The following is a 21,848-nucleotide window of genomic DNA, read 5'->3' as shown; positions in this document are numbered from 1 at the left end:
TACGAACGGAGTCTATAAAAGACTGAGGCTAGACAACCAGAGCTTTTTGCAAGCCCCCACATCAAAACACGTTAGCGTTTCAGTGGTGGGTAGTTGACTTTAGAATTACATTGTTGAGTATAGTATAGGCATATATATGGAAAAAAACAACATTTGCAAGATGTTGACTTTGCGTAAAAAAAGGACACATTTTTTCATGAGCGTCATATAATTTACCAACAGAAAAAAAGTTGGTTAGGGGAAAGAAGGGGAAGAGGTGAGTGGAAGAATGCGTGAGAAGGTAATTATATATGCACATATACTACAAAAACTACGCATTATTAATGAACAAGAGAAGAATGCAATGTTGCAAATTATGATGAACAAAAGAGCCTTATAAAGGGCTCTTTTCATTTGGATAAAGTTTATGGAACATGGCAAAAGCGTATTGACAAAAAAGGTTTCTCATGTGATAATTCAATTAAATTTTGTGAATTATCAAAAAATATTACCTTTTACATAGAAACAGAAGATAACAATACGGGGGTGACAATATGTTATTATTTTTAAAGAAATGGAAAGAATTACGGGATATTAAGATGGAATTAGCTCTTCGTGATTGGTTTTATGGGACAAAAATTAGCTTATCAATGCGTACGTCTAAAGATCCGCTTACGTTTTTAGTTAATATAGAAGGAAAAGATAAAGGACTATTTGTGGAGGATGATTTTATTGTAGTCAATAGTACGTGTGAACCAGTATTTGCGATCGATGAGAAACCAGCTTCTGAATCATTTATGCACGCAGATATTTATAAGAAAAGTCAGGCAGAATGCATTTTACAAGTACAAACAGTTGATAGTCATTTAATGTCTGAGTTATATGGAAAAGAAGGAGAAGTAACATTTGAACAAAGAAATGTAGAACGTGTTTTTGGTAAGGAAGGTATTACAGGTATTACAATTCCAATTGTAGAAAATGAAAGTAAATTTGCGAATTTGCTAGAAGAGAGTGTGCCTTGCTTTACCGAGGGTGGCGGAGCTGTGCTTGTTCATAATTACGGATTAATTGTATGGGGAACAACGCCAGAAGAAACGAAAAAATGGTTAGAAGGATTAGAGTATTTAATGAATTATCATGTAAAACTGTTAATGATTAAAGGAACAAAAAGCTCAGTTATTTAATTGAAAGTCCTCTTTAGGTAGAAATGCCTAAAGAGCAGTGGGATAAGGTACAAGGTAACTTTAAAAATGAAAGCGTTTTTATAAATGAAGTTTTACTCATAAAATACGGCTCTCCTTATTATATATAGATTACATGTCGTCATGTGGGGAGGAACGTATTTTGCGAGTTAAATATCATTTTCTTCCGAAGCAACAAGTTGTGACTTGCTCTGAGAGTGAAGATGCGGAGCGGGCGTTAGAGATAATGGATTGTAGCGGATACAGAGCGATTCCTGTTTTAACAGAAGATAGTAAGACTTTCAAGGGGATTGTTTATAAAGTAGATATGTTAGAGAATAAATGTAGGGAGAAAGAAGGAAAAAAAGAAAGTGTTTCTGAGATAATGGAAAATGAGCAAGCATTTATTTTTGAACGTGATTCTTTCTTTCGAGCTTTTTATACAATTCGTAGACTGCCATTTCTAGCTGTACTAAATGATTACCATGAGTTTGTTGGTATTTTAACACATTCTAATATTTTTGATGTGATTGAAGACTCATTTGGAATGAATACGGGTGGGTATATATTAACGTTAGCGACGCATGAATCTAAAGGAATCATTAAAGAGCTTGGCACATTATTAAAGTCTTATAATATCGGTGGTTTATTTACGTTAGATAATGGTGATCAATATATAAGGCGTGTTATTGTTAATCTTACAGAGGATTTGGATGAAAAAGAGCTAGAAACATTAGTGGCGAGATTAGAGAAAAAAGGTTTTCGAGTTAGTCATGTAGACCGTATTTAGAAATAGAGAGAGGCAGAAGCCTCTCTCTATTTTTGTGAAGAAATAGGTGGTGCTGGTGATACAAGATCAGATAAGAAGATGAAATCAGCCTTTTCTTGAATTCTTGGAATATAAGATCGGATGACGGAAGAGGTAATTTCACCTGGTGGTCCAACATGACCAATAGCTACCATAACAGGTTCTTTTTCCACTTTTTTTAATAGAGAATTTGCTTGTTTTGTTACGTGAGCAGAAGTATATACATCATCAAAAAATAGTTTGTTTTCTACAGTAGGTACACCAATTTCTTCAGCAATTTTTTTTACAACGCTGTTCGGACTTGTCTTACTATCTAAATAAAAGAGACCATGTTCTTTACAAACTGATAGTATAATACGCATGACCCTTTCATCAGCAGTTGCTTTTGACCCCATATGATTATTCATTCCAATTGCAAATGGAACTTCTTCAATTGCTTGTTTGACACGACTTCTAATTTCATCATCACTTAAGTCTGTTGTAATAGCTTTTGGACCAAGCCACTCTTTTTTTCCTTTTACAGGCTCCATTGGCATATGGATAATAATTTCGTGTCCTTTTTGATGAGCTGACGTTGCATCTTGTTTTGTAGATGGAAGAAATGGCATAACTGCAACGGTTAACGGGATAGGAAGAGCTAACATTTTTTCTGTTCCCTTCATATTATTTCCAAAGTCATCAATGACAATCGCTACTTTATTTGTATGAGCGTAGGTCGGTACAGAAAAAGTTATGATTGGCAGTAGTGCCGTAAGTAAAAAGATAACAACATATTTTCGCATGTAAGATTCTCCCTTCTTAATAATACAAAACACCCATCAATAGACGAGAGATTGTCCATTTTCGGTTTAAATGAATAGGATGAAACTACCATTAGTAGATGGTAGACCCATCTATATTCTTTAATTCCTCATAATCTTGAGATGGGGTGATTGTTTGTTAATGCGAGATAAAATGATAATCTACTGTTATCGTTCGCGTTTTGAAGTAATTTAATCGCACAAAATGTCGAAAATACAATTGTAAAAAAGAGGGAAAATCATAATTGAGAGAGGTTTTAGCTAAAATAAAACAAAAAAAATGTCTATTATTGCGAATGTATTTACAAAGATAGAATAATTTGTAATAATTCTCAAGGTGAGGATAAAGATTTGTAAATTACAGGGATAAAATGTTTAATTTTCTGAATGTTCGTGTTTGATAGGTAAAGAAACAGAAAATTCCATTTTTAATAAGAAAGGAATACAGATTACGGAAGAATATCGAGGGGGATATGTATGTTTGTAGCAAAACGGAAATCTACAATGGACAAGCTTTTGTGCGATATTAATGTGAAGCGAGAAGAAATGATTCATTTAGGGCTTACAAATGGACTTAATAGCATAGAGACAATTCAAGTAAGTCAGGAATTGGACATGCTTATTATGAAATATCAACGTTACAAAGAGAGTAAAGTATCGAAATGGCTTTTAATGCTAAAAACGCCATTTTTAAAAATGGCATATAGTGTGAAATCGAATATGTTTTGGAGAATGTTTATTACATCATTTATGAAATAATCATCCCCGTATAAAAAAAGGGATGATTACGGTGAATGGAGCGGGAGTATAATGCATACAGTTGTTCCTGTATGTTCTTTACTTTTAATCGTAATTTGACCATTATACATTTCAACGATTCTTTTACATACGACAAGTCCTAGTCCTGTTCCTGTATCTTTGTTTGTAAAAAATGGATGGAAAATATGTTTTTGGATGTGTTCTGGAATTCCTTTCCCTGTGTCTATAATACGTAATTGAGCTATATTTCCACTTGCTTCTGCTGTAATTGTCAATGTATCACCTAATGACATTGCCTCAAAAGCATTTTTTGTAATATTTAAAATAACTTGTTTGATATGATCATTTGAGCAACGAATAAGAATTGGATGTTCTGGCATATGTATGGAAATTTGAACATTATGTAAATTTGCCTCAGATTGAATAATTAACGAAACTTCTTTTACAATGTCTCTTAAATCGTATGTTTTTTCAATAATAGCAGTTGGTTTGCCAAGGATAAGGAATTCACTGGCAATTTCATTAATCCTCTCAATTTCTTGTTCAATAACCGAGAAATAAAATTGGTCTTGTTCATTTGTATGTTTTTCTTTTAAAAGAGCAACAAGTCCTTTAATGCCTGTAAGAGGATTGCGGATTTCGTGAGCTGTACTTGCAGCAAAAGAGCCAACTAATTCCAGTTTTTGTACTTCATTTTGTTTTCTTTCCAATTTTGTTTGTCTTTTCAGAAGCATATACTTTATCACTAAAAATAAAATATTCATAAGAAATAATGTTATTAAAAATTCCGTAAAGACGTTCCGATATAGAACGGTTTGTTGAATAGGTAACGGATAAATAGTAACGCTCCACGGTAATCTTGTTAATGGAACAGTAATTTTTTTTGTGTTTTTTTGAGCAAATTTGTGATCATCATCTTGTAAAAATGAAATTCCCTGCTTATCAAGCACTTCAAAATGGTATTTTGGTTTGATTGCATTTAAAGATGCTGCAATATAGTCAAATCGTAAACTTGCTACAAGGAGTCCAGAAACATCTTTGTTCTTATCGAGAACAGGAGTAGAAATCACAATGACTTGATGTCCAGAAACACGATCAGTAAGTGCAGATGAAACCGTTGTCTGTTTATTTTTCAAAGCTTCTTGTGCATAAGAACGATCGGCGATATCAATATTTGTTTTTAAACTGGATGACGCAACTGTAATTTTAAAATCTGTATTCGCATAATACAGACCAGAAAAGCGAGGGTCTCTTTCATCTGCATTCTGTAGGACTTGTTGTATTTGATTATTATCGTTCGCTGTTGCGCTAATAACCATGGCAAGCATTTCTAATGCAGATGTTGCTTCTCCTAGATAACGATCTAAATAGTCTCTATATAAAAATACGACTGTATGAGCTGCCTGTTCATTTTCGCGCTGCATTGTATATTTGTGGTATGAAAAAAAGAGAGCGCTAATACAAAGAGTTGGCAATATAACAAACAAAATATATAAAAATGTGTTGCGTAAATTTACGTTCAAAATTGCTACCCCTTCTGTTTTTATTTTTATTATATATAAACACTCTTAAATATGCAGTGCTTTTATATGTTTTTATTATTTTTTATTGTAATATATTGAAACAAGGCAGTGTTTTTGAAATTCGATATAATATCACTATTTGAAAAGAAATTTAGTAAAGGATTGAAGAGTTATGACGTCTCAGTATGAAAAGGAAGATATTTCTAAATCATTGAAAGTATTTATCGCTTTATCGCGCGTACACCGTTCGGTTATGGATACCGCTAATAAATCTATTCAAAGTAACGGGTTAAATCCAACAGAGTTTGCAGTGCTAGAACTGTTATATCATAAGGGAGATCAACCATTGCAACAAATTGGAGAAAGAATTTTAATTGCAAGCGGTAGTATTACATATGTTGTTGATAAATTAGAGAAAAAAGGACTTGTAGAGCGAAAGCCTTGTCCGAATGATCGGCGTGTCATTTATGCTCATTTAACAGAATCAGGGATACAATTGATTTCCAATATTTTTCCGAATCATGAAAAAGTCATACATGAATCATTTCATATGTTAAAAAAGGATGAGAAAGATCAACTATTAACGTTGTTAAAGAAGATAGGGAAATATGAGAAATAAAAAACCTTTGAATGCACAGTTCAAAGGTTTTTTATTTCGCGGACAGTATTGTGGAATTTTCACTGTATCTCAAGTTGGAAATTAAAATGTATGAATTTTAAAATGCGTGTAGGATGAATTTTGCTGATGAATAAAGGGGATTTGCAAAATATATGGAATAATAGTACGAGAATGCTTTTAAGAAGAGAAAGGAGCTATTTGTATGTCATTTGAGAGTTATGACTACAAACGTCCAAATATGGACGAAGTGAAAGAAAGATTTACCGAAACTTTGCAGCAATTCAAGAATGCAAAAACAGCGGCAGAACAAAAGGCAGTGATTGCACATATTAATGCAATTCGCAATGACTTCAGCACTATGTATAACGTATGTTATATTCGTCACAGTATAGATACGACAGATGAATTCTATAAAGAAGAACAAGATTTCTTTGATGAGTATTCTCCAATTGTGAAAGGATATGTGACAAAGTATTACGAGGCATTAACACAGTCCCCATTTCGAAAACAATTAGAAGAATATTATGGTACGCAGCTCTTTGCACTTGCAGAGGCTGAAATGAAGACATATTCTGATGACGTGGTAGCAGATTTACAGTTAGAAAATAAATTATCTTCTCAATATACACAGTTATTAGCGGCAGCTAAAATTTTGTTTGAAGGAGAAGAGCGAACATTATCACAACTTGTTCCGTTTATGGAGCACACAGATCGTAATATGCGTAAACAAGCAAGTGAGGCATATTATGGTTTTTTAGCAGGACATGAGGAAGAGTTAGACCGTATTTATGATGAACTTGTAAAAGCAAGAACGGCAATTGCGAAGAAACTGGGCTTTAACAATTTTGTAGAGCTTGGATATGCAAGAATGTATCGTACTGACTATAATGCAGAGATGGTTGCAAATTTCCGTAAGCAAGTGCTTGATTACATTGTTCCTGTTGCAACAGAACTTAGACAAAGGCAACAGGCGCGCATTGGGGTAGAGAAACTTGCGTATTATGATGAGAATTTTGAATACGCATCTGGTAACGCTGTACCAAAAGGTGATGCGGATTGGATTGTGAACCACGGCAAAACAATGTATAGAGAACTATCAGAAGAAACAAATGAATTTTTTAACTTTATGTTAGAAAATAATTTACTTGATCTTGTAGCGAAAAAAGGAAAAGCTGGCGGAGGCTATTGTACATATATTGAAAACTATAAAGCACCTTTTATTTTCTCAAATTTTAACGGAACGTCTGGTGATATTGATGTGTTAACGCACGAAGCAGGACATGCTTTCCAAGTATATGAAAGCCGCCGTTATGAAATTCCAGAGTATAATTGGCCGACGTATGAGGCATGTGAAATTCATTCGATGAGCATGGAGTTTTTCACATGGCCGTGGATGAAATTATTCTTTGAAGAAGATACGGAGAAATATTACTTCTCGCACTTAAGTTCAGCTTTACTATTTTTACCATATGGTGTATCTGTTGATGAATTCCAGCATTTTGTATATGAACATCCAGAAGCATCACCAACTGAGCGTAAAGCAGCTTGGCGTGAGATTGAAAGAAAGTACTTACCGCACCGTGATTATGAAGAAAATGATTATTTAGAGCGCGGAGGCTTTTGGCAACGTCAAGCGCATATTTACAATTCACCATTTTATTATATTGATTATACGTTAGCACAAATTTGTGCGCTTCAATTTTGGAAACGCTCTAGAGAGAATCGTCAAGAAGCATGGGGAGATTATGTTCATCTTTGCCGTCAAGGCGGAAGTAAATCATTCTTACAATTAGTTGAAACGGCAAATTTAACTTCTCCATTTGCTGATGGATGTGTGAAGGGCGTTATCGATGAAATTCATGCGTGGTTAGATGGAGTAGATGACACAAAATTGTAAAAAATATACACTGTTTTTTATGAATTTGCAATCGACACATGTTTGGAAAAATGAGATAATAAAAGAAAATTTAGAATAATTTAAAAAGAGGTGTTTCTTTAGAAGAAGCGCCTCTTTTTAACCAAATAGGAGGGAGAAATATGGTGCAATCTTATGCAAATATGAACATGGAGACGTTGTTACGAGGAATGTCGTCTACAAGACAGATGCTTTTATCAGAAATTGAAATGTTAACAGATACAGAAATTAATACGAAACCGCGCCGTGATAAATGGAGCATTATGCAAGTTTTACATCACCTTCACCTTAGTGAACAATCTGTTACATCCGCAATTGTATATGCACTTCATAAAAACGAAAGAAAAGTTGTTCCACTACAAGACCTTCAAGTTACACTCGATCGAACAAGAAAGAGAGAAGCCCCTCAGCAAATGCAACCAACAGAAACGTTAATGAAAAAAGCACAAATGATTCAATTGCTGCAAAGTTCAAGAGAAAAGCTTTTGCATGTTCTTCATAGTATTGTTAATGAAAAAGAACTATTTGAAAAATCGCTCAAACACCCTATATTTGATGAGCTTAATTTATATCAATGGGTACAATTTTTAGATTTACATGAACAACGTCATCTTACACAGTTAAAAGAAGCGAAACATTCAATTTTGCAAAGATAAAGTGAAACTTCCATCAGTGGTGTCCTGATGGAAGTTTTTTTATGAATGATTTAGAGTACTTGCAGGCGACATGCACCACTGTTGTTTCAATTTCCATGAATTTTCTATCACTTCACGTATGTATATTCCTACTTTATATGTTGGAACATATATAAGGACATCTTAAAAGGAGTTGAGATAATGGGAAATAAAAAGAAGGAGCAAGAACGACAATGGAAAGCGCGAAAAGAACATCAGCAGCCACATGGGAAAGTGAAGACTTTTGCAGAACTTGTGGATGAAACGAAAAAACCGTGATGCAGTTGCATCACGGTTTTTCTGTTAAAGGAAATGTAAGAAGGAAAGAGGTTCCAACATTTTTCTTGCTAGAGATATCAATTTTTCCGTTCATTGCTTTTATAACGCTAAACACAACCATCATTCCAAGACCTGTACCCTTTTCTTTTGTAGAGTAAAAAGGAGAACCGAGGCGTTTTACTTGTTCGTTGTTCATACCAATTCCGGTATCTTGAATATGTAATTGGATGTGTTTATGAGCGGGTGTTAAGGTAAATGTAAGGTCTCCGCCGTTTGGCATCGCTTCAATGCAATTTTTTACAATGTTTAAAAGACATTGATTAAGCTTTTGTTTTTCTCCCGTTATGTAAAATATTTTACTTTGTTTCGTATAATGAATACGAACGTTAGAAAGGTTCGCTAATGGTGTCATGAGCGTAAGAGCATGAAGTAATTCTTCTTCTAACTGTAACGTTTGTATTTTTTCAATACTTGGTTTTGCGAATGTTAAATAGTCTGTTAATACATGGTTGGCTTGGTCAATACCGTGTATAGCGATGTCTAAGTACAACAGTTTGTCTTGTTCTGAATAGTTTTTTGATTGTAGCAATTGAAGAAATCCTCTCGTTGATGTAAGAGGGTTTCGGATTTCATGGGAGATTGAAGCAGCCATCTCACCAATTAATTGAAATTTCTCAGCATTTACAAGTTCTTTTGCAAGACGAACTTGCGATTGTAATACGTCCATTAAGTATAAAATTAAAATAGTTCCTATGATTGCGCATAATTCGTATGTAATGATATAAGGTATATAGTTCGTTGGATTTGGAGCCATAGATAGAAAATAAGGAATCCAAACGATGCCAAAAATCAGGCAGTAAAAAAAAGCTAAATACATTTTTGGTCTTATTTTTCCTTTTACATATGTTTTGTATGTTGCAATAAGAGAAATGTACAAAGCGATAGATGCTATGAAAGAAGGTAGGGCACCGCTCCCGCCAATAAAAAAACGATAAAGATTCATAACACTAAAAATTATACCACCTGCTACTGGGCCACCAGATAATGTTCCGACAATTAGCACGATATGCCGGAAGTCGAATTGAAATCCAAAGTCAACTTTTGCAGCAAATGACATACAGAGAATAGTGGTAATGCTGCAAGAGAGGACAAATACAAACGAATTGAGCTTCGGAGAGTGATTTCCTTTTTCGCTCCAAAATAAATGATAAATTAACATTGTAACCAGAATAAACAATATATTTAAGAAGAGGTACATAATAAAAACCTTCAGCTATAAAACCTCCTTGTTGTGAGAAGTGAAAGATGCGACATCTAAAATTATCATACTATTAATATGAAAGAAAATGAAATATTATTTTTAGAAAAAATAGAAAAAACAGACGTTTCCCACTCATACACCTGCTATGTTACAATGAAAGATGCAAATTGAAGAAGACAGTCCATGCATAGCATGGGAGAGGTTCGCGAACTCCCTCTATAAAAAACTAAGGAGAGAACAATATTCTTTATATATTGTTTTGTTTTTTTAGTATGACAGTTCAAGAACGCTCTTTCTTCTTGTAATCGAAAAAAGAGGAGAATGAGTGAAATGAAAAAGGAAAAAGCAGTTGTTGTTTTTAGCGGCGGTCAAGATAGTACAACATGTTTATTTTGGGCGCTTGAACAGTTTGAAGAAGTAGAAACAGTAACGTTTAATTATAATCAGCGCCATAAACTTGAAATTGACTGTGCGGCTGAAATTGCAAAAGAATTAGGTGTGAAGCATACCGTACTTGATATGAGCTTGTTAAATCAGCTTGCTCCTAATGCGTTAACACGTACAGATATGGAAATTACACATGAAGATGGTGAGTTGCCGTCGACATTTGTGGATGGACGTAACTTATTGTTCTTATCGTTTGCAGCTGTGTTAGCTAAACAAGTAGGAGCGCGTCATATCGTAACAGGCGTGTGTGAAACAGATTTTAGCGGGTATCCAGATTGCCGTGATGTGTTTGTGAAATCGTTAAATGTTACATTAAATTTATCAATGGATTATCCATTTGTTATTCATACACCGCTTATGTGGATTGATAAAGCAGAAACGTGGAAATTGGCAGATGAACTTGGGGCATTTGAGTTTGTTCGTGAAAAAACGTTAACGTGTTATAACGGGATTATTGGTGATGGTTGCGGTGAATGTCCAGCGTGTCAGCTTCGTAAAGCAGGACTTGATAAATATGTACAAGAGCGTAAAGGAGCGAAAGCATAATGACACAAGACTTCTTTGGATTTCGCATTGTTGAAAATCTACAAAAAATCGATCAAGACATTGATCGTAAGCAACTAAAGTATCATAATAAGCGCGTTATGGTTAGTAAAGAATTTACGTTTGATGCTGCACATCATCTACACTGTTATGAAGGGAAATGTAAAAACCTTCATGGACATACGTATAAAGTAATTTTCGGAATTAGTGGTTATGTCAATGAAATTGGCCTAGCGATTGATTTTGGTGATATAAAAGAAATTTGGAAAAATGAAATTGAAATATATTTAGATCATCGTTACTTAAATGAAACACTTCCAGCAATGAATACAACTGCTGAAAATATGGTTGTATGGATTTTTGAGAAAATGGAAGAGGCGCTAACAAAAGGTGATCGACAAAATGAATATAAAGGAGCGCGTGTTGAGTTTGTGCGCTTATTTGAAACACCAACAAGTTATGCAGAAGTAAGACGGGAGTGGATGATCGGTGAGTAACATTCCTGTGTTAGAGATTTTCGGGCCGACAATTCAAGGAGAAGGAATGGTTGTTGGACAAAAAACAATGTTTGTTCGCACAGCTGGTTGTGATTATAGCTGCGCATGGTGTGATTCTGCGTTTACATGGGATGGTTCTGCGAAAGAGCAAATTCGTCAAATGCCGCCAGAAGAAATTTTTTCTGAACTGGTGCAAATTGGTGGTGAAAATTTCTCGCATGTAACGATTTCAGGTGGGAATCCAGCGTTGTTGAAACATTTAGGAGAATTGATTTCTTTACTAAAAAAGAAAGGGATTCGTACAGCAATTGAAACGCAAGGAAGTAAATGGCAAGATTGGTTACTTCATATAGATGAGGTAACAATTTCACCAAAGCCACCGAGTTCAAAGATGACAACGGATTTTGTTATGTTGGATTCAATCATTGATAAGCTAGAAGGAAAGGAATTTAGTTTAAAAGTGGTTGTATTTGACGATCGAGATTTTGTATATGCAAAAGAGGTGCATGAACGTTATCCGCACGTTCCATTCTTCTTACAAGTTGGAAATGATGATACGCAGACGACAGACGATGCATCGTTAATTCAACGTCTGCTTACAAAATATGAATGGCTCATTGACAAAGCAGTACAATGTAAGGAAATGAATGACGCGAAAGTATTGCCGCAACTTCACGCTTTAGTGTGGGGCAATAAACGCGGTGTATAATTACTGTATGAATGAAGGGAGATTTTAAGATGGCTGGAAGACAAGATGAAGATTTGAAAGATGTAACATTACTGGGAAATCAAAATACAAAATATTTATTTGAATATAGCCCGGAAATTTTAGAAACGTTTGATAATAATCACCCGAACCGTGATTATTTTGTAAAATTTAATTGTCCGGAGTTTACAAGCTTATGCCCGAAAACGGGACAACCAGATTTTGCGACAATTTACATTAGCTACATTCCAGAGCAAAAAATGGTGGAGAGTAAATCGTTAAAGTTATATTTATTTAGTTTCCGCAATCATGGAGATTTTCATGAAGATTGTATGAATGTAATTATGAATGACTTAATTAAACTAATGGACCCTCGCTACATTGAAGTATGGGGTAAATTTACACCACGTGGTGGTATTTCTATTGATCCATATTGTAACTATGGACGTCCTGGTACAAAATATGAAAAAATGGCTGAATATCGTTTAATGAATCATGATTTATATCCAGAAACAGTAGATAATCGCTAAAGAAAGAAGAGGCAGCTTTGTAGGCTGCCTCTTTTTCTAGTATTCTATGCATGTTGCGTAATAATTGTATAGTTTTTATGATTGACAACAGTAAGCGGTTCCATATCTAACTCTCTAAAATTATCCATAATTGTTATATCTACAATAACAGAGTTTTTATTTACTTTTTGAACTCGCCCTTGTAAACCGTCTTTGAATTCAATGATATCTCCAGCTTCTGCGATTTTCATAAGCAACTCTCCTTGTTACATTTTTACGAAAAAGAGAACAAGATTCGTTCTTTTTGTATTTTTCTTTATTTTGAACGATATTTCATCTTTTGTAAATGTTTCCATGAAAATTTTTTGAAAAAAATACTAATTTTTCACAAGAAATTCATAGTAGGAAACTCATATTCATAATTGTAACATGTATGTAAGAAACTCATATTCATAATTGTAACATGAGTATATGGGAGTATAATGAAACGGGGGGCGATAAAATGGCACTTGAGATTGTGGGGAGCTTGATAGCTATTCTTTTATTTCTGTTTGCATATACGAAATTAAAAATGATTCGAGAACATGAAACATACATATACTATGAGGGAGTTGATAGTGTATCTTCTTTTTCTAGTCATGAAGATGGGAGCACTGAATGAGACCTGTATGGATTTGTAATAATATAATGTGAAGCATGTTGAACGGAGAGTGAGAAAGATGCAAATTTCTTTCATAAGTCATGGACGCTCTAGTGTTCACAAAAAAGCGATTACAGTACGAGAATTTCAAGAATGGCTGCAAAGATATGAAGATGAAGATATTATGAGAGACACAGACATTCCAAGTAAAACGCTCGAAGTGATTGAAGCCTCCAAGTTTATAGTGGCAAGTGATCAAAAAAGAGCTGTTCAATCAGCAACAATGTTGACTAACAATATTACTTTTATTCAGAATCCACTTTTTCGCGAAGCTGCTATTCCTTCTATTTTACCTGTACCAAGATGGATGAAATATAAACCGAATGTATGGATGTTTTTAGGTCGTGCATTTTGGATGGTCGGTTATTCGAAGAATGTTGAATCATACTTAGAAGTACAAAAAAGAGCGAAGCAAGCAGCGGATGTATTGATCGGATATGCAAATGTATATCAGCGAGTTGCTCTTATTGGACATAGTTATTTTAATACGATGATTGGTAAGGAGCTGCGTGCTCGAGGATGGCATGGACCGCTGCTGTTTCAGACGCAACCGTGGGGATGTACAATTTATACTTTTCACGAAGTAATAGAAGGAAATGTATTTGTAACGTATACATGAAGCAAAATAGGCGTAATGCCTCGTGTATAATACAAAGGCACNNGTGCCTTTGTATTATACACGCTTAATTAAATGAGCATATGGTTCGCCTACGAGCGTAATTGTGTTATCTTGTTTATAGCCAAGCTTTTTATAGAGAGAAAATGCAGGCTTATTTTCTAAGTTTACTAACAATGAAATTTTTTTATGTCCTTTTTCTCGAGCGTGTGTTTCAGCTGCAAGGATTAAATTTGAACCGATACCTTGTCCGCCATGTGTAGATGAAACAGACAAGGTATCAATATAATATTCATCTTCTTCGGCTTCTTTTTCTAATATAATAGAAGAATCTTGTTTCATTTTTCGTAATCGTTTTACAATTGGGGTATCTAGCTTTGTTGCTTCACTTCCGTGGTAGGTTACAATAACACCAACTGCATTTCCATTACGGTCTTCAACGAAACAATTTTCATAACTGAGTCGGTTTTGTTTTTTTGTAAACCAATACTCTAAACCTTCTAGAACTTCGGTTTCAGTTGTACCACCTGTTAATTTTTCAGCAACTTCATGCAGTGCGTTATACAATAAAGGAGATATTGCTTTAGTATCTGTTTGTTTTGCTTTCCGAATCATGTTATCCCTCCTGGTTGTCCGTTTTATTGTATCATAAGAGTTAGCATGATAAGAAATGATTTGCTATTTTAGGATAAAAGAGTATTGTCGATAGATGGGAAGAATCGTAAAATAAAAGTAATATAGAGAGGTGAACGGCATGGATAAACAGCAAGTAAATATGATCTTAGATCAACTGAAAAATAAAGAAATAGAAGAATATGTTGTAACAAAAGAAGTCTTTAATACGTTTCGTGAAGTTTTAGTAGAACGCCAAGATTTTAAACATTTTCGCGGTAACGCACAGGGCGGGGGAGAAATTATCTATACATATATGGAAATGCCTCGTTCGTAAGTCAATTACCTGCTACTTAAACGCTAATGTATTTGTTTGCTAATTAAAACAAGTAAATTCTTTTTTTGACAGTTATTGTCTACCTAAAGAAGATAGGTATGCGCTAACTGTCAAAAAGGGTGAGATAAAGATAAGGAGGGGAGCTTATATGGGAGAGTTTAAGCAAGGAATACTTCCGCATTGGGATTATTTTTGGAAAGATGAGAAAGGAAGGAAATTTGTTGGGATGGTTATGTTTCCTGAAAAGCGAAAGCGAATGAAGGGGATCATTCAACAACTAAGAACAGCATATGAACAAGAACAAACTGTACTTGTAGCAGCTAAGCTTCAAAATTCTATTCAAAAAGTTAAAGGTACGATTGCGTATTTCGATGAAGAATCACCTATTTTTACGATGCAATGTAAAGATGAAAATTTCTATCATATATTTGTGAAGGACATCGTGTACGTAAAAAATAATGAATAGGATTCGTTTTTTGTGTTTTTTTTTGCGCGTACATATGTTTACGATATGCTGCGCATTTTTCTTTTTCAAAGCATCAGTAAATAGAATGTCATTTCATTATTTTTATCCTTTTTGTTGTAAATGAACCGGAAATTTACAACAAAAAGGATAGATTGTGAGTTTTTTAGTAACGACTATTAAAAAGAAAATCTCTTACGTTGAATGGAACTGTCTCTTTTTAAAAAAGAAGATGGGCATAATATAGAAAATGTGTAACCGGTTTCGAGCAGTTTCTAATAAGGAAATTGTTCGTTTTTTTATGACAAATGAACAATAGATTTCGTAGGGATGTTTCTTTTTTTGACAATTTTATACTGTTAACTTTTTTGGAAATGTGGGTAAATCCGTTGACAACTTTTTTGAAATACACTTTATTGACATGCGTTTTAGAATGTTGTTTCATATTCTTTGTATTGTAAAAAGATCGGCTGTTTCTGTCGAAGAAAATAAAATTTTAAAAAGAAAGAAATTATACATATATCTTGTGTCCTTTTTCAAAAAGTAATACAATATATGGAGAAATCATCGAGAGCGAACATAATGTGAAAAGATGTAAGAGGAGGGTCGGAGATGTTAGTTGCATATGATTCTATGACAGGAAACGTGAAGCGTTTCATCCACAAATTAAATATGCCGGCCGTTCAAATTAATGAAAATCTCGTATTAGATGAAGAATATATTCTTATTACGTATACAACAGGTTTTGGAAATGTGCCGGAACGTGTTTTGAAATTTTTAGAACGTAATCATAATCGCTTAAAAGGAGTATCTGCAAGCGGAAATCGCAATTGGGGAGATATGTTTGGGGCAAGTGCAGACAAGATTGCAACGAGATATGAAGTGCCGATTGTATCGAAATTTGAGTTATCTGGAACAAATAAAGATGTAGAATTTTTTAAAGAGAGGGTGCTGGAGATTGCGACATATTGAATTGAATAACGAGATCACGCAAATGCAGGACGGTTTCTATCAGCTGCACAAAGATAAAGAGGCACTAGCAGTCTTTATGGAAGAAGCGAAAGAGAATACCGTTCATTTTGATAGCGTGGCAGAACGCATCGAGTATATGTTGGAGCACGATTACTACTATGATGTGTTAAACGAATATAAGATGGACGAGGTGGAAGCTGTATACGATATCACATATGGCGAAAATTTCGAATTTCAATCTTATATGGCGGCATCTAAGTTTTATAAAGATTACGCGTTAAAAACGAATGATCAAAAACAATACTTAGAAAGCTATCCGGATCGCGTAGCAATCGTATCGTTATATTTAGGACGAGGGAATATTGAGAAGGCGAAACAATTCGCAAGTATGATTGTAAAACAAAACTATCAGCCAGCGACACCAACCTTTTTAAATGCGGGAAGAAGCAGAAGAGGAGAAATGGTGTCTTGTTTCTTGTTAGAGATGGATGATAGCTTAAACTCAATTGGATTTAATATTAATACGGCGATGCAGTTATCAAAAATCGGCGGCGGTGTAGCGCTTAACTTGAGCAAGCTGCGCGCGCGCGGTGAACAAATTAAAGGTATTGAAAACGCAGCAAGTGGTGTTGTACCAGTTATGAAATTGCTTGAAGATTCGTTTTCGTATGCGAATCAGCTCGGCCAAAGAAAAGGTGCTGGAGCAGTATATTTAAATATTTTCCATTGGGACATTATTGAGTTCCTCGATACAAAAAAAATAAATGCCGACGAGAAGAGTCGTATTCAATCTCTTTCAATCGGAGTTATCGTTCCAAGCAAGTTCTTTGAGCTTGCTGAGAAAAACGAACCATTCCATGTTTTCGCACCTTATACAGTGTATAAAGAGTACGGAAAACATTTAGATGATATCGATATAGATGAAATGTATGACGAACTGATGAGCAATCCGAATATCAAAAAGAAACCACTGGATATTAGTGCACGCGATATGCTCATTAAAATTGCGATGATTCAGCTTGAGTCTGGTTATCCATACTTAATGTTTAAATCAAATGCGAATAAACAACATCCGTTAAAGGATATTGGAACTGTGAAGATGTCTAACTTGTGTTAACTATGTAGCACCTTCTAGTAGAAATGCTAGTCGAAAACTCCGTTAAACGGGGAAAGCCTTAATTAGAGGTAACCTACCGTGCTAAATCTTATCTTAGAACAAGTTGTTTTATTCAGGGCGTATCTTATCATTTTGCATATGTAAAATTAAAAAGAGACAGCATGAAATGATAAGAGACTTTCTGAAAGACTAAGATAAGTAAATGCCTAACGACTATCCCATATGGGAGTAGGGCGCAAGCAATTGGCGCTCGAAAAGCGGAGCACCTAATCAGGTTATGCTGTAGGTGATGATATAGTCTGTCCTGTATGGTGACATACAGCAGTTGTGTAAGCAACAACGGGCTGAGAGTAGCGATCTCAGTTGAACATTAGAGACTGAAATCTTCCAGTTACAAGAAACATCCGAAATCAATGATTATGGTACAGATGACATTATCCGCCGTGATATTAACTGTAACTTAGGGTCATTAAATATCGTGAATGTGATGGAGAATAAAGAAATTCGTGAAGCAGTTCATGCAGGTATGGAAGCTTTAACAGCTGTTTCTGATATGACGGTAATTCCAAATGCACCGACTGTGAAAAAAGCAAATGATGAGCTTCATTCTGTCGGTCTTGGAGCGATGAACTTACATGGTTATTTAGCAAAAAATAAAATTGCTTATGAAAGCGCAGAAGCGAAAGAATTTGCTCGTACATTCTTTATGATGCTTAACTACTACTCCATCGAAAAGAGTATGGAAATTGCGAAAGAGAAGGGCGAAACATTTAAAGACTTCGATAAATCGGATTATGCAAAAGGAACATACTTTGAGAAGTATGAAACAACAGATTACAGTCCAGTAACTGAGAAAGTACAACAGTTATTTGAAGGAATCCACATTCCAACAAAAGAAAACTGGACAAACTTAAAAGAACAAGTACAGAAGCATGGTTTATATAATTCATATCGATTAGCCATTGCTCCAACACAATCGATCAGCTATGTTCAAAATGCAACTTCAAGTGTAATGCCAATCGTAAGTCAAATCGAATCAAGAACGTATGCGAATGCAACAACATATTATCCAATGCCGTATTTATCAAAAGATACGTTCTGGTATTATAAATCTTCTTACGATATGAATCAGTTTAAATTGATTGATTTAATCGCAGAAATTCAAGAGCATATTGACCAAGGGATTAGTACAATTCTTTATGTAAATAGCGATATTTCTACTCGTGAATTAGCACGTTACTATATTTATGCTCATAAAAAAGGACTGAAGAGCCTGTATTATACAAGAACACGTAAGTTAAGCGTTGAAGAGTGTGTAGCTTGCACTGTATGATGAGTTGCTTTTGAAAGAGAAGAAACAAATTGTACAAGTAGTATTTACTATAGAGTATCATCATGAGCAGGGGCAGAAACACCCTGCTCATGCTTAGTTATTAAATTTACGTTCTAACGCGCGGTTAGATTTTCATTATGAAATGGAAGTTTTACCGTACGTTAGGACGATGTAACAATATAAAGAAGGGGCGATTCAATGCGCGCGGTAAACTGGAACAAAAAAGAAGACGATTTTAGTTTAATGTTTTGGAAGCAAAACATCGCTCAGTTTTGGACAGAAGAGGAGATCGCTGTTTCTTCTGACAAAAATACATGGGTGCAGTTATCAAAAGAAGAACAACAGGCGTATAAGCGCGTGCTAGGTGGTTTAACGCTTCTTGATACAAAACAAGGCGGCGAGGGGATGCCTCTTATTCTTGTGCATCTTGAGAACTTACAGGCAAAAAGTGTACTTGCGTTCATGGGTGCTATGGAAGAAGTGCATGCGAAAAGTTACAGTCACATTTTTACGACATTAGCAAGTGAAGAAGAAATTGATGAAATTTTTGAATGGGTAGATACGCATCCATTACTTGAGAAAAAAGCAGGTATTATAACAAGATATTACCACCGCTTGTTAAAGCCAAATGTAACGAAAAAAGAGCTATACATGGCAATGGTAGCAAGTGTGTTTTTAGAAAGCTACTTGTTCTATAGTGGATTCTTTTATCCGCTTTACTTAGCTGGACAAGGAAAATTAACAGCGAGTGGTGAAATTATCAACTTGATAATCAGAGACGAGTCCATTCACGGCGTATTCGTCGGTATTTTAGCACAGCAAGTTTTTGCAGAGCTTTCTGCTGAAGAACAACAAGAAGTGCAAAAAGAAACGATGGATTTATTAGTGGAACTGTATGAAATTGAAACAGCATACACAGAAGTAATTTATACATCTATTGGTCTTGTGGAAGATGTGAATCGTTTTGTTCGTTACAATGCGAATAAAGGGCTAATGAACTTAGGATTAGAACCGCATTTTGAAGAAGAAGAAATTAATCCAATTGTGTTAAATGGTTTACGTACTGATACGAAAAATCATGATTTCTTCTCTGTAAAAGGGAACGGTTATGTAAAAGCAACAAATGTTGAAAAATTATCAGATGATGATTTCGTATTTGATTTTTAATAGATAGGATTGAAAAAAGCTGTCTTTCATATAAAGGCAGCTTTTTTGGCTTTACATAATGTTATTATCCTGCTATTCGCGGGCAGTAAGACCCCCACCTCAAGATTCAGAGAGAAGCAAAGAAGATAGGTGGGGGGATGAAGCCCCCACTGACGGAAGTTTCACTTTATTTCTTGATAAATTTGTTATTTTTCGACTGATTAAAGTTTTACTTCACGTGTATGTAGTGGTATGAGAGACTGAATAAGTTATGTCAAAATGAATAAAAAACCAACAAAAAATTTAAAGAAAACAATCTCACCTGTTGTATCTTTGAAGCGTGAAAATTGGCTTATCCTCTCAATTTTTTGAACAAGAAAATTTTGGCTCGAAAATTGCATGAATATTTAAAAAATAAAAGGAGGGGTTTTGGAATGCGATATATAACATACACGGTTTATTGAAAGCGTTTTCTGTTTAATTATCAAACTTTACATGGAAATTAGATAGAGAAAGTAGGAGGAATGATAGGTGGGAAAAGTAGTTGGTTTAAAACGTTCATTAGGACTTTGGTCAATTGTCATGCTAGGTGTCGGGTATATGACGCCGATGGTGGGGTTTGATACATTTGGAATCGTTTCTGAAAAAACGGGCGGGCATGTTCCAGGAGCTTATCTTATTGCATTAGCAGGAATGTTATTTACAGCTGCAAGCTACGGCAAAATGGTAAAGGTTTTTCCTACTGCGGGATCTGCTTATACTTATACACAGAAGACAATTAGTACAAGGCTTGGATTTCTTGTTGGATGGTCAGCGTTATTGGATTATTTGTTTTTACCAATGGTAAACGCGCTATTAACGAGGATTTATATGTCCGCACTTTTTCCAAGTGTTCCTTCTTGGTTATGGGTCGTTGGATTTGTCCTACTGATTACACTGATAAATATTATTAGTATAAATGTTACTGCCAATTTCAATACATTCTTAGTAGTGTTTCAAATATTAGTAATGGTTGTGTTTGTAGTTCTTGTTATAAAAGGATTGATAGCAGGAGAAGGAACTGGAGAAGTTTTTTCCATTCAGCCGTTTTTTCAATCAGATATACAAATATCGCCGTTAGTTGCAGGGGCCACAATTCTTTGTTTTTCATTTTTAGGTTTCGATGCTGTAACTACATTTTCAGAAGAAACACCAAACGCGAAGAAGACAATTCCTCGGGCTATTTTTCTTACCGCTTTAATTGGCGGAATTTTATTTATTGTTACTACGTACTTCACACAATCCTTTTTCCCAGATGCATCCGTATTTAAAGATCAAGAATCAGCGGCACCGGAAATTGCGCTATTCGTTGGAGGAAAATTATTTCAAACATTCTTTTTAGTAGGAACATTTATGGGAACATTGGCATCAGGTTTAGCTTCTCATACAAGTGTGTCGCGATTATTATACGTAATGGGGCGAGATAATGTAATCCCGCAGAAGATATTCGGATACATTCATCCTCGCTTGCGAACTCCCGTATATAACATTATTATTGTGGGAATTATTTCACTTTCCGCTATATTTATCGATTTAGAAACAGCAGCATCTCTTATTAACTTCGGAGCGCTTATTGCATTTACATTTGTTAATTTATCTGTAATTGCTTACTATGTTATAAAGCAAAAAAGATATAAAACAGTAAAAGACTTTTTAAATTTCTTAGTTCTTCCTATTTTAGGAGCAGGTACAGTAGCTGTGTTATGGTTTAACCTCAATATTCATTCGCTTATTCTTGGACTTAGCTGGGCTGCAGTTGGAATCGGTTACCTTTTATATATTACGAACATGTTTCGGGCAGCTCCGCCGCAAATGCATTTTGAAGAAGTACAGGAAATATAGAATAACAAAAAACATCGGAATTTTTCCGATGTTTTTTATTTTGGGGATTTTAAAATCATGCAATATTGCATAAGTCATTCAACAATTCATAAGGAACAAGAGAAAATTTGTAAATCAGTTCCAGAGGGAAGGATGAAAAGGGAATATAAACATTATATTTTTACTTGGCAC

Annotated in this window: 25 protein-coding genes, 1 pseudogene and 1 riboswitch; of the genes and pseudogenes, 21 read left to right on the top strand and 5 right to left on the bottom strand. The window is 34.8% G+C overall.

Annotated features, from left to right (window positions below):
* The first annotated feature begins 256 nt into the window (after nucleotides 1–256).
* The 3 genes from CN326_RS25095 to cbpA all read left to right on the top strand — a co-directional run bounded on the left by CN326_RS25095 (nucleotide 257) and on the right by cbpA (nucleotide 1,950).
* On the top strand, nucleotides 257–379 hold the full coding sequence (locus CN326_RS25095; RefSeq protein WP_255258129.1) for a hypothetical protein: 123 nt from the start codon (nucleotides 257–259) through the stop codon (nucleotides 377–379).
* A 154-nt stretch (nucleotides 380–533) separates the two neighbouring features.
* Nucleotides 534–1,163, top strand: a complete 630-nt coding sequence (locus tag CN326_RS13785; protein WP_098309576.1) for a class II aldolase/adducin family protein — start codon at nucleotides 534–536, stop codon at nucleotides 1,161–1,163.
* A 160-nt stretch (nucleotides 1,164–1,323) separates the two neighbouring features.
* The gene (gene cbpA, locus CN326_RS13780; protein ID WP_098309575.1) at nucleotides 1,324–1,950 is read left to right on the top strand and encodes a cyclic di-AMP binding protein CbpA; all 627 of its coding nucleotides are present in this window, start codon (nucleotides 1,324–1,326) and stop codon (nucleotides 1,948–1,950) included.
* Nucleotides 1,951–1,976: 26 nt separating this feature from the next.
* On the opposite strand, the gene CN326_RS13775 is transcribed toward cbpA, so the two are convergent.
* On the bottom strand, nucleotides 1,977–2,750 hold the full coding sequence (locus CN326_RS13775) for a divergent polysaccharide deacetylase family protein (protein WP_098309574.1): 774 nt from the start codon (nucleotides 2,748–2,750) through the stop codon (nucleotides 1,977–1,979).
* 495 nt (nucleotides 2,751–3,245) lie between these two features.
* Here CN326_RS13775 and CN326_RS13770 point away from each other — a divergent pair, with 495 nt between their 5' ends.
* Complete coding sequence (locus tag CN326_RS13770; RefSeq protein ID WP_098309573.1) at nucleotides 3,246–3,527, top strand: aspartyl-phosphate phosphatase Spo0E family protein; 282 nt, start codon at nucleotides 3,246–3,248, stop codon at nucleotides 3,525–3,527.
* Nucleotides 3,528–3,553: 26 nt separating this feature from the next.
* On the opposite strand, the gene CN326_RS13765 is transcribed toward CN326_RS13770, so the two are convergent.
* Nucleotides 3,554–5,050 carry an ATP-binding protein gene (locus CN326_RS13765; RefSeq protein WP_098309572.1) on the bottom strand — a complete coding sequence of 499 codons (1,497 nt, stop codon included), beginning with the start codon at nucleotides 5,048–5,050 and terminating at the stop codon, nucleotides 3,554–3,556.
* A gap of 172 nt (nucleotides 5,051–5,222) precedes the next feature.
* Between CN326_RS13765 and CN326_RS13760 the strand changes: the two genes are divergently transcribed.
* From CN326_RS13760 to CN326_RS25090, 4 genes are all read left to right on the top strand, one after another.
* Entirely contained in the window at nucleotides 5,223–5,669 is a 447-nt protein-coding gene (locus CN326_RS13760) for a MarR family winged helix-turn-helix transcriptional regulator (RefSeq protein ID WP_098309571.1), read from the top strand.
* Nucleotides 5,670–5,871: 202 nt separating this feature from the next.
* Entirely contained in the window at nucleotides 5,872–7,566 is a 1,695-nt protein-coding gene (locus CN326_RS13755) for a M3 family oligoendopeptidase (RefSeq protein ID WP_098309570.1), read from the top strand.
* Between the two features lie 140 nt (nucleotides 7,567–7,706).
* Nucleotides 7,707–8,240: a DinB family protein gene (locus tag CN326_RS13750; protein ID WP_098309569.1), complete on the top strand. Its 534-nt coding sequence runs from the start codon at nucleotides 7,707–7,709 to the stop codon at nucleotides 8,238–8,240.
* A gap of 180 nt (nucleotides 8,241–8,420) precedes the next feature.
* A complete protein-coding gene (locus tag CN326_RS25090; protein WP_098309568.1) occupies nucleotides 8,421–8,537 on the top strand; it encodes a DUF6254 family protein in 117 nt (38 codons plus the stop codon).
* A gap of 10 nt (nucleotides 8,538–8,547) precedes the next feature.
* On the opposite strand, the gene CN326_RS13740 is transcribed toward CN326_RS25090, so the two are convergent.
* Nucleotides 8,548–9,756 carry an ATP-binding protein gene (locus tag CN326_RS13740; RefSeq protein ID WP_098309589.1) on the bottom strand — a complete coding sequence of 403 codons (1,209 nt, stop codon included), beginning with the start codon at nucleotides 9,754–9,756 and terminating at the stop codon, nucleotides 8,548–8,550.
* 234 nt (nucleotides 9,757–9,990) lie between these two features.
* Nucleotides 9,991–10,034: riboswitch (PreQ1 riboswitch) on the top strand.
* Nucleotides 10,035–10,128: 94 nt separating this feature from the next.
* Here CN326_RS13740 and queC point away from each other — a divergent pair.
* The 4 genes from queC to queF are packed head-to-tail and all read left to right on the top strand — an operon-like array spanning nucleotide 10,129 to nucleotide 12,521.
* Entirely contained in the window at nucleotides 10,129–10,791 is a 663-nt protein-coding gene (queC, locus tag CN326_RS13735) for a 7-cyano-7-deazaguanine synthase QueC (RefSeq protein WP_098309567.1), read from the top strand.
* Nucleotides 10,791–11,285 (top strand): 6-carboxytetrahydropterin synthase QueD, encoded by a 495-nt coding sequence (gene queD / locus CN326_RS13730; protein ID WP_098309566.1) that lies wholly within the window; start codon nucleotides 10,791–10,793, stop codon nucleotides 11,283–11,285. The genes queC and queD overlap by 1 nt, the downstream gene beginning before the upstream one ends.
* A complete protein-coding gene (gene queE, locus CN326_RS13725) occupies nucleotides 11,278–11,994 on the top strand; it encodes a 7-carboxy-7-deazaguanine synthase QueE (RefSeq protein WP_098309565.1) in 717 nt (238 codons plus the stop codon). Before queD ends, queE begins: the two co-directional genes overlap by 8 nt.
* 29 nt (nucleotides 11,995–12,023) lie before the next feature.
* The gene (gene queF / locus CN326_RS13720; RefSeq protein ID WP_098309564.1) at nucleotides 12,024–12,521 is read left to right on the top strand and encodes a preQ(1) synthase; all 498 of its coding nucleotides are present in this window, start codon (nucleotides 12,024–12,026) and stop codon (nucleotides 12,519–12,521) included.
* A 44-nt stretch (nucleotides 12,522–12,565) separates the two neighbouring features.
* Here queF and CN326_RS13715 read toward each other — a convergent pair whose 3' ends face one another.
* Entirely contained in the window at nucleotides 12,566–12,751 is a 186-nt protein-coding gene (locus tag CN326_RS13715) for a YkvS family protein (protein ID WP_098309563.1), read from the bottom strand.
* Nucleotides 12,752–13,002: 251 nt separating this feature from the next.
* On the opposite strand from CN326_RS13715, the gene CN326_RS24655 reads away from it, so the two are divergent.
* Both CN326_RS24655 and CN326_RS13705 read left to right on the top strand, forming a co-directional pair.
* Complete coding sequence (locus CN326_RS24655) at nucleotides 13,003–13,161, top strand: hypothetical protein (protein ID WP_098309562.1); 159 nt, start codon at nucleotides 13,003–13,005, stop codon at nucleotides 13,159–13,161.
* 58 nt (nucleotides 13,162–13,219) lie between these two features.
* Nucleotides 13,220–13,819 carry a histidine phosphatase family protein gene (locus CN326_RS13705; RefSeq protein ID WP_098309561.1) on the top strand — a complete coding sequence of 200 codons (600 nt, stop codon included), beginning with the start codon at nucleotides 13,220–13,222 and terminating at the stop codon, nucleotides 13,817–13,819.
* Nucleotides 13,820–13,873: 54 nt separating this feature from the next.
* Here CN326_RS13705 and CN326_RS13700 read toward each other — a convergent pair whose 3' ends face one another.
* Nucleotides 13,874–14,431, bottom strand: a complete 558-nt coding sequence (locus CN326_RS13700; protein WP_098309560.1) for a GNAT family N-acetyltransferase — start codon at nucleotides 14,429–14,431, stop codon at nucleotides 13,874–13,876.
* Nucleotides 14,432–14,570: 139 nt separating this feature from the next.
* Between CN326_RS13700 and CN326_RS13695 the strand changes: the two genes are divergently transcribed.
* The 7 genes and pseudogenes from CN326_RS13695 (at nucleotide 14,571) to CN326_RS13660 (ending at nucleotide 21,677) form a co-directional block, all read left to right on the top strand.
* Nucleotides 14,571–14,765 (top strand): abortive phage infection protein, encoded by a 195-nt coding sequence (locus CN326_RS13695; RefSeq protein WP_098309559.1) that lies wholly within the window; start codon nucleotides 14,571–14,573, stop codon nucleotides 14,763–14,765.
* Between the two features lie 148 nt (nucleotides 14,766–14,913).
* On the top strand, nucleotides 14,914–15,231 hold the full coding sequence (locus CN326_RS13690) for a hypothetical protein (RefSeq protein ID WP_098309558.1): 318 nt from the start codon (nucleotides 14,914–14,916) through the stop codon (nucleotides 15,229–15,231).
* Between the two features lie 609 nt (nucleotides 15,232–15,840).
* Nucleotides 15,841–16,200, top strand: coding sequence for a class Ib ribonucleoside-diphosphate reductase assembly flavoprotein NrdI (nrdI, locus tag CN326_RS13680; RefSeq protein WP_098309557.1), 360 nt, complete (start codon nucleotides 15,841–15,843; stop codon nucleotides 16,198–16,200).
* Nucleotides 16,187–17,314, top strand: a pseudogene (locus CN326_RS13675) (ribonucleotide reductase N-terminal alpha domain-containing protein); the annotation flags it as partial. The gene nrdI and the pseudogene CN326_RS13675, both read left to right, overlap by 14 nt.
* A gap of 385 nt (nucleotides 17,315–17,699) precedes the next feature.
* The gene (locus tag CN326_RS13670; RefSeq protein WP_369680116.1) at nucleotides 17,700–18,650 is read left to right on the top strand and encodes a ribonucleotide reductase large subunit; all 951 of its coding nucleotides are present in this window, start codon (nucleotides 17,700–17,702) and stop codon (nucleotides 18,648–18,650) included.
* Nucleotides 18,651–18,848: 198 nt separating this feature from the next.
* Nucleotides 18,849–19,817, top strand: a complete 969-nt coding sequence (nrdF, locus tag CN326_RS13665; protein ID WP_098309556.1) for a class 1b ribonucleoside-diphosphate reductase subunit beta — start codon at nucleotides 18,849–18,851, stop codon at nucleotides 19,815–19,817.
* Nucleotides 19,818–20,327: 510 nt separating this feature from the next.
* Nucleotides 20,328–21,677: an APC family permease gene (locus CN326_RS13660; protein WP_098309555.1), complete on the top strand. Its 1,350-nt coding sequence runs from the start codon at nucleotides 20,328–20,330 to the stop codon at nucleotides 21,675–21,677.
* Nucleotides 21,678–21,848 lie beyond the last annotated feature (171 nt).

Source organism: Bacillus sp. AFS018417, from assembly GCF_002560985.1.
Lineage (GTDB): Bacteria > Bacillota > Bacilli > Bacillales > Bacillaceae_G > Bacillus_A > Bacillus_A rhizoplanae.
Note: the sequence above shows the minus strand (reverse complement) of the source record. Positions and strands in the feature narration are given on the sequence as shown.